This is a genomic window from Streptomyces sp. NPDC001157 (assembly GCF_053598255.1).
On record NZ_JBSFJW010000002.1, the window covers coordinates 285,539 to 303,295 of the forward strand.

Consider the following 17,757-nt stretch of genomic DNA (forward strand, 5'->3'; position numbering starts at 1 on the left):
CGGACCTCAGAATTCGAAGACGAGCCGGGCTTCGGCCCGTCCGCCGAGGACCTCGTCGAAGGAGTCGTTGACCTCGTCCAGGCGGCGCGTTTCGGCGATGACCTGGGTGCGTCCGGCCGCGTGCAGCGCGAACACCTCGGCGAGGTCCTGGCGGGTGCCGACGATGGAGCCGATGACGGAGATGCCGCCGAGTACGGTCTCGAAGATCGGCACGTTGATCGCGGCGTCGTCGGCGGGCAGGGCGACCATGACCAGGCGTCCGCCGCGGTTGAGTGACTTGTAGGCCTGCTCGAACGCCTTGGGGGCGGCGGCGAGTACGACCGCGACGTCCGCTCCGCCGGCCTTCTTGATCTCCTCGACCGGGTCGTGTGTGCGGGCGTTGACGGTCTGGTCGGCGCCGAGCCGGTGGGCCAGGCCCAGCTTCTCGGGTTCCACGTCGACGGCGGTGACCAGGCCGCCGACGAGGCGCGCGTACTGCAGGGCCAGGTGCCCGAGGCCGCCGATGCCGAAGACCGCGACCCGTTCGGCCGGGACCACCTTCGCGACCTTGATCGCCTTGTACGTGGTGACGCCCGCGCAGGTCAGCGGTGCCGCATCGAAGGAGCTGACACCCTCGGGCACCTGGACGACCGCGCCCGCGTTCGCGAGGGCGTACTCGGCGTAGCAACCGTCCACGGAGTAGCCGGAGTTGACCTGGCTCTCGCACAGGGTCTCCCAGCCCGAGACGCAGTAGCGGCAGGTGCCGCAGGACGAGCCGAGCCACGGTATGGCGACCCGCTTGCCGACAAGGTCGGCCGGGACGCCGGCGCCGACGGCCTGTACGGGGCCGATGCCCTCGTGGCCGGGGACGAACGGCGGCTGCGGCTTGACGGGCCAGTCGCCGTGGGCGGCGTGGATGTCGGTGTGGCAGAGGCCGGAGGCCTCCATCTTGACGAGCACCTGGCCGGGGCCGGGCTCGGGGACGGGCAGGTCCTGGATCTCCAGGGGCTTCCCGAAGTCGGTGACCACTGCTGCCTTCATCGATCTGCTCCTCAACTCGTCTTGTTCCGGGGCGCCTTGACCCGGGTCACGAAGTGCAGCCCGTCCCCGGCTGCGAGGGAGAATCCGCCCGGTGCGCCCTCTGCGACGTCCAGGACATAGAAGGGGCGGCCGAACGCCTCGTACTGGTCGGCGTCCATGTGGAAGGTGCAGCCGTCCACCACGCCGACGAGCATGTCGCCGTCTCCCAGGGCGAATTCGCCGTTCTGGAAGCACATCGGGTCGCTGCCGTCGCAGCAGCCGCCCGACTGGACGAACATCACCGGCCCGCCCTGGGCGGCGCACAGGGCCGCGATGGCCCTGCGTGCCGCCCGCGTGGCGGTGACGCGCCCGACGGTGCCGTACTCGACCTTCTCGGACATGTCGCCGCACTCCCCTAGAACAGCCCGAGCGGCTTGGTGCCGTAGCTGACCAGGAGGTTCTTGGTCTGGCTGTAGTGCTCGAGCATCATCTTGTGCGTCTCGCGGCCGATGCCGGAGACCTTGTAGCCGCCGAACGCCGCGCCCGCCGGGTACTGGTGGTAGCAGTTCGTCCAGACCCGGCCCGCCTTGATCGCGCGGCCCATGCGGTAGGCGAGGGCGCCGTCGCGGCTCCACACGCCGGCTCCGAGGCCGTAGAGCGTGTCGTTGGCGATCTCCAGTGCCTCGGCCTCGTCCTTGAAGGTGGTGACGGCGAGGACGGGTCCGAAGATCTCTTCCTGGAAGACCCGCATCTTGTTGTGGCCCTTGAGGACGGTCGGCTCGTAGAAGTAGCCGTCCGCGAACTCGCCGTCGAGGTGGGGCCGGTGGCCGCCGGCCAGCAGTTCGGCCCCCTCCTTCAGCCCGATCTCGACGTACGAGGCGATCTTCTCGATCTGCTGCTTCGACACCTGGGGGCCGATCATGGTCGCGGTGTCGAGGGGGTCGCCCTGCTTGATGGCGCGGATGCGCTCCAGGCAGCGGCCCATGAACTCCTCGTAGATGTCCTCCTGGATGAGTGCGCGGGAGGGGCAGGTGCACACCTCGCCCTTGTTGAACGCGTACAGGACGAGTCCCTCGACGGCCTTGTTGAGGAAGTCGTCGTCCTTCGCGGCCACGTCGTTGAAGAAGATGTTCGGCGACTTGCCGCCCAGCTCCAGGGTGACCGGGATGATGTTCTGGGCCGCGTACTGCATGATCAGCCGGCCCGTGGTGGTCTCGCCGGTGAAGGCGACCTTGGCGATGCGCTTGTTGGTGGCGAGCGCCTTGCCGATCTCGGCGCCGGGCCCGTTGACGACGTTGACCGCGCCGGGCGGCAGGAGGTCGCCGACGACCTCCATCAGCTTCAGGATCGACCACGGCGTCGGGGAGGCGGGCTTGAGCACCGAGGTGTTGCCCGCGGCGAGCGCCGGGGCCAGCTTCCACGCGGCCATCAGCAGCGGGAAGTTGAAGGGGATGATCTGGCCGACCACGCCCAGTGGCTCGTGGAAGTGGTAGGCGATCAGGTCCTTGTCGATCTCGGTGATCTCGCTCTCCTCGGCCCGGATAGCGGACGCGAAGTAGCGGAAGTGGTCGGCGGCGAGGGGGATGTCGGCGGCCAGGGTCTCGCGGACCGGCTTGCCGTTGTCCCAGCTCTCGGCGACGGCGAGTTCCTCGCGGTGGGCGTCGATGGCGTCGGCCACCTTGTTCAGGACGGCCGCGCGCTGGGCCGTGGAGGCCTCCCCCCAGGCGTCCTTGGCGGCGTGGGCCGCGTCCAGGGCGAGTTCGATGTCCTCGGCGCCCGACTTCGGGACCTCGCAGACCGGCTTCGCGGTCGCGGGGCACAGGTTGACGGAGTACTGGCCGGTGCTGGGCGCCTGCCACTTGCCGCCGATGAAGTTCTCGTACCGGGGCGCGACGTCCACGGGACTGCCGGGCCTGCCGGGAGGCTCGTACTTCATGATCGTCCCCTTTCCGGACACGACGATCGGGTCATGCTCGAACGCTAGGAGCGGGAACGCTGCAACCACGCTGCATGCGGCGCGACCTGCGGCGGGACGGCCAGGCGGGAGTCCAGCGCACGGGCGCGGGCCGCGGCGGCCGCCCGCTGCGCCGAGCCGCCCGGCAGCCGGTGGGCGAGGGTCAGCCATGCGCGGGCGTCGGCGGCTCCCCACTCGGCGCCCACCCAGCGGCGCAGCAGCGCCGTGTCGCCCGCGGCCAGCACGGCGCCACGCAACTGCTGTTCCAGGCACCGCCGTTGCTCCACCACGACGGGTGCGTCGGAACGCGGCAGGAGCGGACCGGTGTAGCGGGCCAGGGCCTCGGCCACCTGTCCCCCGGCGAGCAGCTCGGCGACGTCGCCGAAGTCGGTGTGAGCGGTGCACAGGAGCGCGTACGGGCGTGAGCCGAGCAGGTCGGGGCCGAGGACCGCGCGCAGCCGGGTCATCTCGGCGCGCAGCGTGGAGGCGGGCACCTCGTGCTCGGACAGGTCGACGGCGAGCCGTTCTCCGCTCACGCCGTGACCCGCCAGGGCGAGCGCGACAACGATCTCGCTGTGTCGCGGGCTGAGCTGGAGCACGCGTCCGTCGGTTTCCAGTACGGCGCTGTCCCGGCCGAGAGCTCTCAGGCGGGCCCCGGGCATCCGTGCGTCGGTGCCGAGCAGCGCCGACGGCCGGTGCGCGAGTTCCGCCTGTGCCGCCAGCGCGGCCGCGCGTACTGCGGCGAACGCGGGCGGAGTGGCGATGCTCGCGCCGCCGGTGAGGTCGACGACGCCGAGGACACGACCGGTGGCGGGGTCCCGGACGGGCGCTGCGGCGCACGACCAGGCGTGCGCGGCGGCGCTGTAGTGCTCGCCGGTGACGATCTGCACGGGGCGCGCCAACTCCAGCGCGGTGCCCGGGGCGTTCGTCCCCGCCTGGCGCTCGGACCACAGGGCGCCCTCGGCGAAGTGCATGGTCTCGGCGCGTCCGATCGTCGCGCGGTCGCCCTCGACCCACAGCAGGGTCCCGTCCGCGTCCCCGACCGCGAAGATGTGCCCGTCGTCCGCGGCCCCGGTCCCCAGCAGCTCCCGGAACAGGGGCAGCACGCCGGCCAGCGGGTGGGTGCGGCGGTAGGCGGCCAGTTCCTCGGATGTGGTGCGCAGGGACGGCAGCCGGCCGCCGTCGGCCCGTACGTCGGTGGCGGCGCAGCGCCGCCATGACTCGGCCACCAGACCGCGCACGCCCGGCGGCGCCTGGGGCGCGGTGACGAATCGCTCGTGCGCGGCGCGCAGCGCGGGGGCCGAGGCCGCGGTGGAAGCGTCCATGCCACCTCCTGTATGCCGTCCTCCCGGTCCGGCCCCACCAGCCTCACCCGCGCGGCGGGCAGGGGTGCAGAGGCCGAAAGGCCCCTGCGACAGGGCCTGCTGGGCTCACGTCAGGAGGCTGTCGTCACGAGGAGACGCGGGCCCGCTATTCCCGGGGCAGCGGTACATGCCAGGCCAGTACGGTGCCGCTCGCGGGCCCGGTGCCGAGGTCCAGCGCTCCGCCCAGTTGCTCGGCGCGTTCGGCCATGTTCCGCAGGCCGCTGCGGCGGCCCCCGGGCGGGATGCCCACGCCGTTGTCGGTGACCGTCAGCCGGGCCTCGCGGCCGTCGGTCTCCAGGACGACGTCGGCACGGTCGGCGCCGGCGTGCCGGGCGATGTTGGTCAGGGCCTCGGAGAGGACGGCCTCCACATGGGCGGCGACGTCCTGCGGCACGTCGGTGTCCAGCAGGCCTTCCATCCGTAGGCTGGGCGCGAAGCCCAGCACCGGGGCCGCCTCGCCGACCACGCGCACCACCCGCGCCCGCAGCCCGGTTCCGGCACCGCCCTCACGGGCCCGCAGCCCGAAGATGGTCGACCTGATGATCTTGATGGTCTCGTCCAGGTCGTCGACAGCCCGCACCACGCGTTCGGCGGCCTCCTGGTGCTCGATGAAACGGCCCGCGCTCTGCAGCGTCATTCCGGTGGCGAACAACCGCTGGATCGCCAGGTCGTGCAGGTCCCGGGCGATCCGGTCACGGTCCTTGAGCACCGCGATCTGCTCGGCGTCCTGACGGCGTTCGGCCAGTTCCATCGCGATGGCGGCCTGCGCGGCGAAGGCCTGCAGGGGCACGGTCTCCGTCTCCGTGTACATCGGCCGGCCTGCCTTGCGCGCCAGCAGGACCACACCGCGCGGGCCGGGCTCACCTGTGCCGATGGGCACGGCCACGGCGGGGCCCAGTCCCTCGAACCGCACGGGCTCCCGCGAGATCCGTTCGTCGTGAGCGGCATCCTCGCTGGTCACCGGGGCGGCCTCGGAGAACGCCAGACCCATGAGGCTCCGGTCCAGGGGCAGCACGAGGCCGCGGTGCGCCTCGGCGTCCATCCCGACGGCGATCTCCACGGCGAGCGAGGCGGTGTCCTCCATGGGCAGCGCGACCGCCGCGAGGGCCGATCCGGTGATCTCCCCGGCCCGCTCTGCGATGAGGCGCAGGACCTCGGTGCGCGCCCGGCCGGACATCAGGTCGTGGGTGATCTCCGCGTTCGCCTGCAGCCACCGCTCGCGCAGCCGGGACTCCTCGTACAGGCGGGCGTTGTCGATGGCGACACCGGCCGCCACGGCCAGCGTCGCCAGGACCGACTCGTCCTCCTCGTCGAACTGCACCCCACCGCGCTTCTCGGTCAGGTACAGGTTGCCGAAGACCTGCTCGCGCACCCGGATGGGAACCCCGACGAAGGTGTTCATCGGCGGGTGGTGGGCCGGGAAGCCGTAGGACTCGGGATGCTGGGAGATCTTGGCCAGCCTGAGCGGCTCGGGGTGGCGGATGAGCTCCCCGAGGATGCCGTGCCCCTCGGGGAACGGCCCGATCCTGGCGATCTGCTCCTCGGTGACCCCGACCGTGTGGAAGGCCGACAGCCGCTTGCCGTCCGGACCGATCACGCCGAGGGCGGCGTACTCCGCGTCGACCAGCGTCGCCGCGGCCTCCACGATGCTGCGCAGTGCCTGCTCCAGGTCGAGCTCCCGGCCCACCGAGAGCACGGCCTCCAGAAGGCTGTGCACCCGGTCGCGGGTCCCGCGCGCCGCGTCCAGGCGGGCCTGCAACTCCTCCAGGAGCTCGTCCAGCCTCAGCTGCGGCAGCCGCACCCGCGCCGCCTGGGACTCCTCAGGGCTTCCCACCGCAGATCCTCCAGCTCCCCTTGCCACGCCGGGGGCCGACCGCCCGGTCATGTGCCACGGTAACGGTCCAGGGCAGGACACGGTACGGAACCGTCGAGGTTCGCGGGGCCCCGCCGCCGGTCAGGAGCGCGGCAGGCGGGCGGCGACGTACTCGGTCAGGTCGAGGAGCCGGTTGGTGTAGCCCCACTCGTTGTCGTACCAGCCGAAGACCTTGACCAGCTCGCCGTTCGCCTGGGTCAGCGGGGCGTCCAGGACGCACGAGGCGGGGTCGCCGACGACGTCGCGGGAGACGATCGGGGCGTCGGAGACCCGCAGGACGCCCTTCAGCGGACCGTCCGCGGCCTCCCGGTATGCGGCGTTGATCTCGTCCGCGGTCACCGGCCGTTCGAGGACCACGCTCAGGTCGGTCAGGGAGCCGTCCTCCACGGGCACGCGTACGGCGATGCCGTCGAGGGTGCCGGCCAGCTCCGGCAGGACGAGGCCGACGGCCCGTGCGGCCCCGGTGCTGGTGGGGATGATGTTGACGGCGGCGCTGCGGCCGCGGCGCGGGTCCTTGTGCGGGCCGTCCAGGACCACCTGGTCGTTGGTGTAGCCGTGGATGGTGGTCATCAGGCCCTTGACGATGCCGAAGTGCTCGTCGAGCACCTTCACCATGGGGGCCACGCAGTTGGTGGTGCAGGAGGCGTTGGAGACGACGTGGTCGCTGTCGGGGTCGTAGGTGCCTTCGTTGACGCCCATCACGAGGGTGGCGTCGACGTCCTTGCCCGGCACGGACAGCAGCACCTTGCGGGCGCCCGCCCTCAGGTGCGCTCCGGCCTGCTCGCGGGTGCGGAAGCGGCCGGTGGACTCGATGACGACGTCCACGCCGTGCTCGCCCCAGGCGAGGGCGGCCGGGTCGCGTTCGGCGGTCACGGCGATGCGGTGCCCGTCGACCGTCAGGGAGCTGTCGTCGTGCTCGACCGTGCGGTGCAGCCTGCCGTACGTGGAGTCGTACTCCAGCAGATGGGCCAGCGCCGCCGGCGAGGTGATGTCGTTGACCGCCACGACCTCGACGGGTGTACCGGTGCCGCTCTCGGTCCGCTCCAGCACCAGCCGCAGGTAGTTGCGTCCGATGCGGCCGAAGCCGTTGATGCCCACGCGTACGCTCATGTCCTTCGCCCTCCCGATGGTTGCCCGGCTGTGTCCGGGTCTGCCGTCAGCCTGCTGACGGCGGGCCGGGCGGGGCTTGGGCCGGACGGGGGCGAGCAGGGGACGTTCGGCCCTGGGTGTCAGTGGCCTTGCTGCCGGAGCCGGTCCTGGGCCTGAGCCTGGGTGGCGATGACGGCGGCCTGGATGCGCCGTTCCACGCCGAGCTTGGCCAGCAGGCGGGAGATGTGGTTCTTCACCGTCTTCTCGGCGAGGAACAGCCGCCGGCCGATCTGCCGGTTGGTCAGGCCTTCGCCGATGAGGGAGAGGATCTCCCGCTCCCGGTCGGTCAGACCCGGCAGCGGGTCGGGTTCCTCCTCCTGCTGCTGCCCGCCGCGCAGTCGGGCCATCAGCCTGGTGGTGGCGCTCGGATCGAGCAGGGACTGGCCGGCGGCGACCGTACGCACGGCGGACACCAGGTCGGAGCCCTGGATCTGCTTGAGGACGTACCCGGACGCACCCGCCATGATCGAGTCGAGCAGGGCCTCCTCGTCGTCGAACGAGGTCAGCATGAGGCAGGCCAGCTCGGGCAGGCGTGAGCGCAGCTCCCGGCAGACGGTCACGCCGTCGCCGTCGGGCAGGCGTACGTCCAGCACCGCCACCTGCGGGCCGAGCGCCGGAACACGGACCATGGCCTGCTCCGCGGTGGAGCCCTCACCGACCACGGTGATGTCCGGCTCGTCGTCGAGGAGGTCACGCACCCCACGGCGTACCACTTCGTGGTCGTCCAGCAGGAAGACCCGGATCGGGCTGTCGGGGCCCGGCCGCTCGCCGTCCGCCATCGAATGCTCCTTGTCCTGCGCTTCGCGTCGCATGACTGCGCCGGTTTCCGAGATGTTCGCCCCTGACCGCCCCAAGGACCAGGGCCGGTCGGCCCCGATCCCGGTGCCGGTCTCCTTCCCCCGGTATCCGTTCGGCCCACCGTCGGACCCGCTCGCGAGGCCCCCGGGCCGACCGGACGCGGAAGAGGGCCGAACGGCCCTTACCCCTGGTGCGGCAGGACGGTTCCATGGACGGTCAGGAATGAGCCGCCGACCCGTACGGAAACCCGCCATGCGCCTCGACAACTCCCACCCGGTTCCCGTGGGGCCGCGCCTGAGCATCGAGCTCGACAGCGGCGAAGCGCTGCAGCTGCTGGGCAGCCTCTCCGTGGGGAGGATCGTCTTCACCCGGCATGCGCTGCCGACCATCCGGCCGGTCAACCACATCCTGGACCACGGTGACATCGTCATCCGCACCCATGAGGGTGCGGCCCTGACCTCCCGCGCGCGCGAGTCCGCGCCCTCAGGCGTGGTCGTGGCCTACGAGGCCGACACCATCGACCCGGCCACGCACCTCGGCTGGAGCGTGGTCGCCACCGGCTACGCCCAGCTGGTGACCGACCCCGAGGAGCTGGCCCGCTATCAGCGTCTGCTGCATCCATGGGTGCAGCAGACCATGGACTACGCGGTCCGCATCCGGCCCGACCTGGTCACCGGCATCCGTCTCACGGACACCTGGGCCGGCCGGTCGGACGGCGGCTGAGGCAGGCCCCGTGACCGGGACCGACGGCCCCCTGGTCGACCCCAACGGCCCTCGCCCGGGCCGAGCTTCGGCGTGCACGCTGGAATTGGGCCCAGGTCGCCGCGGCGGCGCCACGGGCCGAAGGAGCTGATCGCCATGACGACCCTGGCGGGAACACCTGACCGTCCTGTGCAGGTGAACGCCGTGCTCGACGCGCCGCTGTCCCGGTGGCTGTGGCTGGTGAAGTGGATCCTGGTCATTCCGCACTACGTGGTGCTGTTCTTCCTCTGGATCGCCTTCACCCTGGTGAGCGTGATCGCGTTCTTCAGCATCCTGTTCACCGAGCGCTATCCACGGTCCCTGTTCGACTTCAACCTGGGTGTGCTGCGCTGGAGCTGGCGGGTGGCGTACTACTCGTACGCCGCCCTGGGCACCGACCGGTACCCGCCGTTCAGCCTGGGCGAGGAGCCCGACTACCCCGCGCGGCTGGACATCGCCTACCCCGAGCGGCTCTCCCGGGGACTGGTGCTGGTGAAGTGGTGGCTGCTGGCCATCCCGCACTACATCGTCATCGGGTTCTTCCTCGGCGGCTACCACCTCGGCTGGTGGGACGGCGGACTGGTCGCCGTGCTGGCGGTGATCGCCGCCGTGACCCTGGCCTTCACCGAGAAGTACCCGCGGGCCCTGTTCGACCTGATCCTCGGGCTCAACCGGTGGGTGCTGCGGGTGGCCGCCTACGCCGCCCTGATGACGGACACGTACCCGCCCTTCCGGCTCGACATGGGCGGCACCGAGCCCCACGAACCCATCGCGCACGAGGACCTGTCGTGACCACCCTGCTGGTGGGGGCGTTCCTGATCGTGCACGGGCTGTTGCACCCCGGCGTGTGGACGGCGCCGCAACAGCCCGGCACGGCGGCTCCGTTCACTCCCGGGCACTCGTGGGTGCTGGCGGCCGTGGGCGTCCGCCCGGCCCCGGCCTGGGCCGCGGCGCTCGTGCTGGCCTGGTACACGGCGGTGGTGTACGCCGTCGCCGGCGCCGGAGTGCTGGCGGGCGCCGGCTGGTGGCCCACGGCCGCCCTGGTCGCCGCGTCGAGCGGCCTGGTGCTCAAGGCGGTCTGGTTCGACCCGTGGCTGAGCGTCGGTGTGCTGCTGGACGTGGGCGTGATCACCGCTGTGGCCTGTTCGTGGCCCGCCTCCGTGTACTGATGTGGCCCTCCCTGTACTGACGTCGCCGGCGAGCGCTGCGGGAGATCAGTCGTGCGGCACCACCGCGACCGGTGCGGCGGCATGCTGCAGCACCGCGTGGGCGACAGAGCCGATGTGGCCGCCGACGGGTGTGTGGCGTTCGCTGCGGCCGACGACGACCAGGGCCGCATCGCGTGCGGCCTGTACGAGGTGACGGCCGGCGCTGCCGATCACGGCCTGTGCATGCACCTCGACTCCGGGGAACTTGTCCCGCCACGGCCGCAGCACATCGGTCAACGCGTGCCGCACCTGCTCGGCCAGTTCCTCGTTCAGCCCGACGTCCATGGCGCTGCCGTAGCCGTAGGAGGCCGGCAGGCTCCAGCCGTGGATCACCCGCAGGCCGCTTGCACGGCGCAAGGCCGCGTCGAACGCGAAGCCGATCAGCGCGTCGCCGGGGTTGTCCAGGTCCAGCCCGAGCAGTACATCGCGGTACGGCGTGGTGGTGGACGTGCCGCCCGAGGCGTCCGGCAGGTGCTCGTCCTGGGCGCGCTCACCGGCCCTGACGAGAACGACGGGCCGCGCGGCACGGGCCACGACGGCGAGGGAGACGGACCCGACCAGGAACCCGGCGACCGTGCCGAGCCCCCGGGATCCGAGGACCAGCAGGTCGGCCTCCTCCGCGGCGGCCAGGAGGGCAGCGACCGGCCGGCCCCCGGTCTGCTGTGTGCCGATGTCCAGACCGGGGTGGCGGCGTGCGAGCCGGGACTGCGCGTCGTGCAGCAGGGTCTTGCCCCACGCGTGCTGCGTGTCGATCGCGCCCGGGGCGGGAACTGAGGCGAGGGCCGGGATCAGGTGGGACTGCTGTTCCCAGGCGTGCAGCAGGCACAACGCTGCCCCGCGTTGCTCTGCTTCGCGGGCGGCCCAGTCGGCGGCGGCGAGACTCTGCGGTGAGCCGTCGAGGCCGACGGTGATGGTGGGCATGTGCGGACCTCCTTCGGGGTTGCTCTGCCAGTCTCCGTACGGCGCGGGTGCGGCAGCAGGGGCCTCAAGTCCCTGCCGGGGACCGGTCGGCCCACGCGCTGCGGGTTGCCTGACGTCCGCTCAGGTCCTGCCGCTTCTCAGGCTGCGGGCAGGGCGGGCCGGACCGGCGTGCCGGAGCGGCCGAGCACGATCTCGTAGGCCGCATCCAGCGCGCCGATCGCGGCCAGGCCCCCGGTGCGTTCGACGAACCGGGCGGCCGCCTCGGCCTCGGGTCCCATCGAGCGGGCAGGGAAGCCGGCCCGGCGCAACTCGGCGGGGGTGGCATCGGGCACGGGCCACTGCTTCGGGGTGCCGAAGTCGGCGTAGACATCGTGCACGTCGGTCAGGATGAGCGGGAAGTCGGCCTTGAGGTCCTCGGCGAGCAGGGCGGCCGTCAGGTCCTTGTCGATCAGATCACCAGCGTGCCGCTGCTGAGGAGGTGAGCGCCACACCACCACGTAGCGATCTCCGACCAACTGCCATGAGGAGGCTGCCGCATGGGCGCAGACCTACGGTGTCAGCCACAAGTACGCCCAGGGGGCTTGGCTCTTCAGCGCATGCTGTCTCCAGATGTCACGGCGGACGCGGGCACTGTTTGGAGAGCGGACCGGTGGGCTTCACGGCCTCAGCCTTGGGTGAGGCAGACTTGAAACCAGATGGCCACGCAGTTGGCGGTGTCGCCGTCAGGGCTCGGCTGGGCGCTCGTGGCCTTTGTGGTGACGTGCGCGGCGGGCGTCATGGCCAGGGCGAATGCGCCGGTCGCCGTCCCTGCCGCAAGAGCAAGACCCAGGGCAGCGCCGACCGCGACTCGTGAAACGACCCTCTTGAGGTGAACCGTCTGTGTGCTGTTCATGCGAATCACGATGCATACCCTTGTGATCACCGTCGCGCCGAGCGTGGCTGAACGAGTGTCACTCCGTGTCCTTGCACAACCGCCCGCGGGGTCGGAGCGCGAGCCACGGCCCGAGATGATCGACGATGCGGGCAGCCATGGTTTTCGAGGTGCCGAACCACGGACCAACTGGCGCAGCGTCAAGTTCGTGCGCCAGTACACGGTCACCAACAGCGTGTGGGCGTAACGCGGTGATCAGAAGGCCCCCCAAGATCTACATCGAGGGGGAATCCGGCCCGTCGGGCTGAGCCAAGGTGGGTGGGCATCATCGACTGGGATTTCGCCCGCCCGGCACCACGCCTGCACGACGTGGCCTACGCCCTGGAGTACGTCGCTCCATTCCGCGACGACGCCGAGTGTCTGCGCAGGCTGCACTACCCGGCGCCACCCGACCGCCGTTCGCGACTCGAGGACTTCTGCGGCGCGTACGGCATCGACGTCACCGCGGGGATCGTCGACGCCGTCATCGCCAGACAGCAAGCCAATGCCGCCCTCGTGCGCCGGCTGGCCGAGCAGGGCCACGAGCCGCAGGCCACGTGGGCTGCCGATGGGCTCTTGAATGAACTCGACAACAGAATCAACTGGAGCAAGGCGCACCGGCATCTGGTCGAGTAGCCGACCGCCCGTCGCCCGTGCTTCTGGCTGCCGGCGAGCAGCGAACCCAACCGCTGGCACGACACCGCATCTGCCCGTCCATGAGGGGGTACTGCCGTCCGCCGGCGGCCTCTGAGCAGCGACGGCATGTTCCAACGGCCGGCGAATCGAAGCGGGCACGGCCGCACGGCCCCCACGGTGCCCCGAGCGGCCCCTCTCCCCCGCCGGCTGTGTGGGCAACGCTGGCGGAGACCGCCGGTACCGGCGGCAACCGTCTCCTCGGGGCCCATGTCGTGATCACCGCAGCCGCTGTGCTCCAACTGCTCATTCTCGCGGGCGCGTTGTACGACACTGCACGTCTGCAGGCGTCGCCCCCGAGGCCGCCGTCCGGTGTGCGTCCGGCTTCGGCGCCGTCGCGCCGCGCTCGAGGCGGCCGAGCGGCATCTGGTGCGGCAGCGGCTGCGCGGCCGGCTCGACGCGGCCGTGTACCGGGAGAGGATGCGGGCGATCGCGGACGGGCGACACCCCCGGGCACGTCGCCACGGCTGACTCCGGAGGAGGGAGACCCCTGCGCGGCAAGGACCCGACCGTCCCTCGGACAGGTCCGGTCGCCTCTCTTCCCTGCATGGCCACGGAGTGATCATTGAGTTGGGCGCGGACGCCGGGCACGGCATCCGAGGGGTTCCCCCGTCCCCGCCGGAAACGGCGTCCGCGCCAGGGGACGGCCCTGCGAGGGGTCGTGGCCGCGCGTGGGTCGTCGGCCGCGTGCCCGCGCGATTCGCAGCCGCGCAGGCACGTCCCACGGCCCGGCGGTGGGCAGGGCCGGAAGACAGGTCCATGGCGCCGCACGGCCCCACGGTCCGGGCGGGCCATTGGGGCCGGAATTCCCGAACCCCTGGGGCCAGGTGGCCCCTCTTCCGCCCAGCGCCCCGAAACGGCACCGAAACACGGCAGGACGACTGCTAAACAGAAGGTCGCCGCGCATTCGACGCGGCGGTCTTCGCACCCCGTTCCCCCGCCCGGGAGGCTCCATGCTGTCCGCAGAATCCGCCGCCGTGGTGCGTGCCACCCTGCCCGCCGTGGCCGGAGCGCTCGACGAGATCACGACGCGTTTCTACGGGGCGATGTTCCGGGACCGGCCGGAACTGCTCGACGGGATGTTCAACCGCGGCAACCAGGCCAGTGGAGACCAGCGGCGCGCACTGGCCGGCTCCATAGCCGGGTTCGCGACCGCGCTGCTGGCCGACCCGGACGCCCGGCCCGACGCCCTGCTGGCCCGGATCGCCCACAAGCACGCGGCTGTCGGGGTCACCGACGACCAGTACACGATCGTGCACAAGTACCTGTTCGGTGCCATGGCTGAGGCCCTTGGCGACGCCGTCACCCCGGAGGTGGCGGCCGCCTGGGACGAGGTGTACTGGCTGATGGCCGGTGCCCTGATCGGCCGGGAGGCGCGCCTGTACCAGGACGCGGGCGTCGAGCCCGGCCGGATCTGGCGGCAGTGGACGGTCATCGGGCGCCGCACCGAAACACCCGACGTGGTGTCCTTCCTGCTCCGCCCGGCGGACGGCCGGCCGGCGCCGCGGGCGCGGGCGGGCCAGTACGTGAGCGTGCGCGTGCTCATGCCGGACGGGGTCCATCAGCTGCGTCAATACAGCCTGTCCTCGGACCCGGAAAGGGAGCTGCGGCGCATCACCGTCAAACGGGTCACCGGCGACCCACACGGCGAGGTCTCCAACCTGCTGCACGACCAGGTCCGTGAGGGAGCCGAACTGACCCTCTCCGCACCCTTCGGGGATGTGTTCCTCGACGGCCCGGCCGCCGGAACCGACCCGCTGGTGCTGGTCTCGGCGGGCATCGGCTGCACCCCCATGACGGGCATCCTGGCGCATCTCGAAGCGAGCGGCTCCACCCGCCCCGTGCTGGTCCTGCACGCCGACCTCTCCCCCGCCGACCACGCCCTGCGCGCCGAGACCCGCGAGCTCGTCGGGCAACTGCCGCACGCCCGTGCGCTCTTCTGGTACGAGCGTCCCGGGGCCGAGGAGCCCGACGCCCGCGAGGGCCTGATGGACCTCTCCGGATTCGAACTCCCCGACGCCGCCACGGTGTTCCTGTGCGGCCCGCTGCCCTTCATGCGCGACGTCCGCGCCCAACTGCTCCGCGCCGGGGTTCCGGCACGACGCATCCGGTACGAGGTCTTCGGCCCCGACCTGTGGCTGCCCGGCAGCGCGGCCTGAACCGCACTGCAACCTTCAAGGAAAGGATCCACGATGACCAGCGACAACTCCCAGGCCGCACCCGCGGTGCGGCTGCGTTTCGACGGCCCGGTGGACCAGGAGACCCTCGCCTACGCCCGTACGAAGATCGACGCCGTCGTCGGCCGCTCCGGCCTGCCCGCCATCAGCGGTGAGGTGAGGATCGTGCGGGCAGCCATCCGCCATGCCGACCGCCCCTGGCTGGCCACGGCCGATTTGCACGTCGGCGGTCGGCGGGTGGTGGTAATCGCCGAGGAGTCCAGCGGCCGGGAGGTCGTGGACCTGCTCCAGGACCGGCTCCGCCGCCAGACCGACAAGGCCGCCCACGCCGGGCACGCCGGCCACCGGACCGAGGCGCCGCCGTGGCGCGGCGGCGGTCAGCAGTCGGCGTAAGGCCTCCGTGGGAACGGCCCGATCGGTGACGGTCCACCGGTCGGGCCGCTGTCCTGTGCTGCCCCGCCGGGACGCGGGCCGACCGGCCCGCACAGGTGACCAACGGCCCACTGACCTGGCCCACGCGCGCACGAAAACGTGGGCGTCGTGGTTCCCGATCGGCAGGCGAGCACGAGGAGTTGTGTGATGGCGAAGGCGTATCTGGTGGGCAGCGGGATCGCGGCGCTCGCCGCGGCCACGTTCCTGATCCGTGACGGCGGATTCGACGGGGCGGACATCCACCTCTTCGAGGAACAACACACCCTCGGGGGCAGCCTGGACGCGGGCGGCAGCGTGGACGCCGGCTACAGCATGCGCGGGGGGCGGATGTTCGAGGCCGAGTTCCGCTGCACGTACGACCTGCTGTCCGCCATCCCCACCCTCGACGATCCCGCGGTGTCCGTGACAGAGGAGATCCTGGCGGGGCACGAGGAGTTCGCCTGGGACGACGTGGCACGTCTCGTCGACGGGGACGGAAAGATCGTCGACACCGCCTCCATGGGGTTCTCCGAGCGCGACCGGCTGGATCTGGTCCGGTGCCTGGCGAGCCCCGAGGGACACCTGGACGGCAAACGCATCACGGACTGCTTCGGCGAGCACTTCTTCACCACGAAGTTCTGGTTCATGTGGTGCACTACGTTCGCCTTCCAGCCCTGGCACAGCGCGATCGAGTTCCGCCGCTACCTGAGGCGGTTCATCCATCTCTTCCCGGAGTTCGCGTCGATGTCGGGCATCCACCGGACCCGCTACAACCAGTACGACTCGATCGTGCGTCCCCTGGCGGCCTGGCTACGGGAGCACGGAGTCACCGTGCACACCGCAAGCCGGGTCACCGACCTCGGCTTCGCACCGGGGCACGACGCCACCACGGTCGAGACCCTCTACGTCTCCCGGGGTGGCCTCGACGAGAAGATCGCCGTGGCTCCCGAGGACCTGGTCCTGGTCACCAACGGCTCCATGACCGACGCCTCCAGCCTCGGCTCGCACACCACGGCGCCGCCCCCGCCCGGCCACCGCTCGCAGGCGTGGCTGCTGTGGCACCGCATCGCCCGCGGGCGCGAGGACTTCGGCAACCCGGCGGTCTTCGACAAGCACGTCAAGGAGTCCCGCTGGGAGTCGTTCACGGTCACCGCCAAGGATCCCGTCTTCCTCGACGCACTGGCCGAGTTCGCGGGCCGCGAGACCGGCAGGGGCGGGCTGATGACCTTCACCGACTCCAACTGGCTGCTGACGATCGTCGCCAACCGCCAGCCGGTCTACCGCGACCAGCCCGAGGGTGTGTCCGTGTGGTGGGGCTACGGGCTGTTCCCCGGCCGCGCGGGCAACCACACGCACAAGCCGATGACGATGTGCTCCGGCCGGGAGATCCTCGAGGAGGTGCTGCACCATCTGCGCTTCGACGAGCCGCAGGCGGCCCGGGTCCTGGAGACCTCCACCGTCGTGCCCTGCCTGATGCCGTACATCACCAGCCAGTTCCTGGTCCGCCGCCGCGAGGACCGGCCCCATGTCGTGCCCGAGGGATCGGTCAACCTCGCCTTCATCGGGCAGTTCGCGGAGGTGCCGGACGATGTCGTCTTCACCGTCGAGTACTCGGTGCGCACCGCGTGGACCGCGGTGGCCCGGCTCCTGAATCTCGACCGGCAGCCGCCCGCGGTCTACAAGGGGCACCACGATCCCCGTGTCCTGGCCGCGGCTCTGGAGACGATGCACCGCAGGTGACCAGGCGCGACCCGGCCGGTGGAGGGCGTGTGCGCGGCCGGGACTGACGGGTCGGTCGCGCACACGTGGTGCGGCGCGGCGCGCCGGGGCACCCGGATGCGCCGCCCCGGGATGGTCAAGGTGCCTGTCTTCGTCGGCGGCACCGGGACCGTGACCGTCGTACCGCTACCGCTACCAGCATCGTCGCCGGGCGCCCGGCCGCGCGGCCTTCGTCAGCCGAGCATCCGCTTCCTCCACTGGGGGCCGACCCGCGCCCACTGCGCGTCCCACTCCGCAAGGCGCCACCGGTCCAGCCGTCCGCGCGCGAGCCGTTCGCCGGCCAGGACCACGGCCCCGGCTCCCATGGCGGCCGCGGCGCTGAACAGCGCCGTCTGCAGCCATGCCTCGGTCGCGCTCGCGGGTTCGAGGACCAGCCTGCCCGTGTGATCGGTCCAGGCGGTGATCCGGGTGCCGACGGCGGTGCCGGGCTCGACCCTCGTGGTGCCGGTGTGCGTCGAACCGTCGGCAGCGACCCAGCGCACCTTCGCCCAGACCTTGTCGTCGCTGTACCCGGACGTGGAGACCGCCGGGATCCGTGGCGCGTCCTGGGTCAGTACCGCCGAGACGGAGTGCACGTCCGCGCGTCGTGCAGCGAGGTCGTCCTGCACCGCCCCGTACGTCGCCAGCGCGGCGAGCAGGCCGCCGAGCAGGGCGAGTGTGCAGGCGGCGAGCAGGATCCACGCTTCCAGCCGGTTGCTGCGGCGGCGCAGGGGATTGCGCCGCCACCGCCAGAACCAGACCCTCTTCGCTCCCGCACGGTGTGTCTTCGTCATCGGTCGA

The 17,757-nt window shown here is 71.7% G+C and carries 17 protein-coding genes and 2 pseudogenes; 7 read left to right on the forward strand and 12 right to left on the reverse strand.

Annotated elements, in window-relative coordinates:
* Nucleotides 1-6: 6 nt before the first annotated feature.
* The 7 genes from ACWDAG_RS05025 to ACWDAG_RS05055 all read right to left on the reverse strand — a co-directional run bounded on the left by ACWDAG_RS05025 (nt 7) and on the right by ACWDAG_RS05055 (nt 8,118).
* On the reverse strand, nt 7-1,020 hold the full coding sequence (locus ACWDAG_RS05025) for a zinc-dependent alcohol dehydrogenase (RefSeq protein ID WP_450694192.1): 1,014 nt from the start codon (nt 1,018-1,020) through the stop codon (nt 7-9).
* An 11-nt stretch (nt 1,021-1,031) separates the two neighbouring features.
* The gene (locus ACWDAG_RS05030) at nt 1,032-1,400 is read right to left on the reverse strand and encodes a DUF779 domain-containing protein (RefSeq protein WP_450694193.1); all 369 of its coding nucleotides are present in this window, start codon (nt 1,398-1,400) and stop codon (nt 1,032-1,034) included.
* A gap of 14 nt (nt 1,401-1,414) precedes the next feature.
* Nucleotides 1,415-2,938: an aldehyde dehydrogenase family protein gene (locus tag ACWDAG_RS05035; RefSeq protein ID WP_450694393.1), complete on the reverse strand. Its 1,524-nt coding sequence runs from the start codon at nt 2,936-2,938 to the stop codon at nt 1,415-1,417.
* A gap of 41 nt (nt 2,939-2,979) precedes the next feature.
* Nucleotides 2,980-4,278 carry a GAF domain-containing protein gene (locus ACWDAG_RS05040; RefSeq protein ID WP_450694194.1) on the reverse strand — a complete coding sequence of 433 codons (1,299 nt, stop codon included), beginning with the start codon at nt 4,276-4,278 and terminating at the stop codon, nt 2,980-2,982.
* Nucleotides 4,279-4,423: 145 nt separating this feature from the next.
* Nucleotides 4,424-6,151, reverse strand: a complete 1,728-nt coding sequence (locus tag ACWDAG_RS05045; protein ID WP_450694195.1) for a GAF domain-containing protein — start codon at nt 6,149-6,151, stop codon at nt 4,424-4,426.
* A 120-nt stretch (nt 6,152-6,271) separates the two neighbouring features.
* Complete coding sequence (gap, locus tag ACWDAG_RS05050; protein WP_450694196.1) at nt 6,272-7,300, reverse strand: type I glyceraldehyde-3-phosphate dehydrogenase; 1,029 nt, start codon at nt 7,298-7,300, stop codon at nt 6,272-6,274.
* Between the two features lie 119 nt (nt 7,301-7,419).
* The gene (locus ACWDAG_RS05055; protein WP_450694197.1) at nt 7,420-8,118 is read right to left on the reverse strand and encodes a response regulator; all 699 of its coding nucleotides are present in this window, start codon (nt 8,116-8,118) and stop codon (nt 7,420-7,422) included.
* Between the two features lie 241 nt (nt 8,119-8,359).
* Between ACWDAG_RS05055 and ACWDAG_RS05060 the strand changes: the two genes are divergently transcribed.
* The 3 genes from ACWDAG_RS05060 (at nt 8,360) to ACWDAG_RS05070 (ending at nt 10,047) form a co-directional block, all read left to right on the forward strand.
* The gene (locus ACWDAG_RS05060; RefSeq protein WP_450694198.1) at nt 8,360-8,860 is read left to right on the forward strand and encodes a pyridoxamine 5'-phosphate oxidase family protein; all 501 of its coding nucleotides are present in this window, start codon (nt 8,360-8,362) and stop codon (nt 8,858-8,860) included.
* A gap of 135 nt (nt 8,861-8,995) precedes the next feature.
* Nucleotides 8,996-9,670 carry a DUF4389 domain-containing protein gene (locus ACWDAG_RS05065; protein ID WP_450694199.1) on the forward strand — a complete coding sequence of 225 codons (675 nt, stop codon included), beginning with the start codon at nt 8,996-8,998 and terminating at the stop codon, nt 9,668-9,670.
* Nucleotides 9,667-10,047 (forward strand): hypothetical protein, encoded by a 381-nt coding sequence (locus ACWDAG_RS05070; protein WP_450694200.1) that lies wholly within the window; start codon nt 9,667-9,669, stop codon nt 10,045-10,047. Before ACWDAG_RS05065 ends, ACWDAG_RS05070 begins: the two co-directional genes overlap by 4 nt.
* A gap of 45 nt (nt 10,048-10,092) precedes the next feature.
* Here ACWDAG_RS05070 and ACWDAG_RS05075 read toward each other — a convergent pair whose 3' ends face one another.
* The 4 genes and pseudogenes from ACWDAG_RS05075 to ACWDAG_RS05090 form a co-directional block, all read right to left on the reverse strand.
* Complete coding sequence (locus ACWDAG_RS05075; protein ID WP_450694201.1) at nt 10,093-11,007, reverse strand: universal stress protein; 915 nt, start codon at nt 11,005-11,007, stop codon at nt 10,093-10,095.
* A 137-nt stretch (nt 11,008-11,144) separates the two neighbouring features.
* Nucleotides 11,145-11,459 (reverse strand): annotated as a pseudogene (locus ACWDAG_RS05080) (amino acid kinase family protein); the annotation flags it as partial.
* A 212-nt stretch (nt 11,460-11,671) separates the two neighbouring features.
* A complete protein-coding gene (locus ACWDAG_RS05085; protein WP_450694202.1) occupies nt 11,672-11,899 on the reverse strand; it encodes a hypothetical protein in 228 nt (75 codons plus the stop codon).
* 64 nt (nt 11,900-11,963) lie between these two features.
* Nucleotides 11,964-12,115 (reverse strand): annotated as a pseudogene (locus tag ACWDAG_RS05090) (transposase family protein); the annotation flags it as partial.
* 81 nt (nt 12,116-12,196) lie between these two features.
* Here ACWDAG_RS05090 and ACWDAG_RS05095 point away from each other — a divergent pair.
* From ACWDAG_RS05095 to ACWDAG_RS05110, 4 genes are all read left to right on the forward strand, one after another.
* Nucleotides 12,197-12,553: a hypothetical protein gene (locus tag ACWDAG_RS05095; RefSeq protein WP_450694203.1), complete on the forward strand. Its 357-nt coding sequence runs from the start codon at nt 12,197-12,199 to the stop codon at nt 12,551-12,553.
* A 1,010-nt stretch (nt 12,554-13,563) separates the two neighbouring features.
* Nucleotides 13,564-14,769, forward strand: coding sequence for a globin domain-containing protein (locus ACWDAG_RS05100; protein WP_450694204.1), 1,206 nt, complete (start codon nt 13,564-13,566; stop codon nt 14,767-14,769).
* Nucleotides 14,770-14,802: 33 nt separating this feature from the next.
* Complete coding sequence (locus ACWDAG_RS05105; RefSeq protein ID WP_450694205.1) at nt 14,803-15,180, forward strand: hypothetical protein; 378 nt, start codon at nt 14,803-14,805, stop codon at nt 15,178-15,180.
* A gap of 183 nt (nt 15,181-15,363) precedes the next feature.
* Entirely contained in the window at nt 15,364-16,938 is a 1,575-nt protein-coding gene (locus tag ACWDAG_RS05110) for an oleate hydratase (RefSeq protein WP_450694206.1), read from the forward strand.
* A gap of 212 nt (nt 16,939-17,150) precedes the next feature.
* Here ACWDAG_RS05110 and ACWDAG_RS05115 read toward each other — a convergent pair whose 3' ends face one another.
* Nucleotides 17,151-17,750, reverse strand: coding sequence for an Rv1733c family protein (locus ACWDAG_RS05115; protein WP_450694207.1), 600 nt, complete (start codon nt 17,748-17,750; stop codon nt 17,151-17,153).
* Nucleotides 17,751-17,757 lie beyond the last annotated feature (7 nt).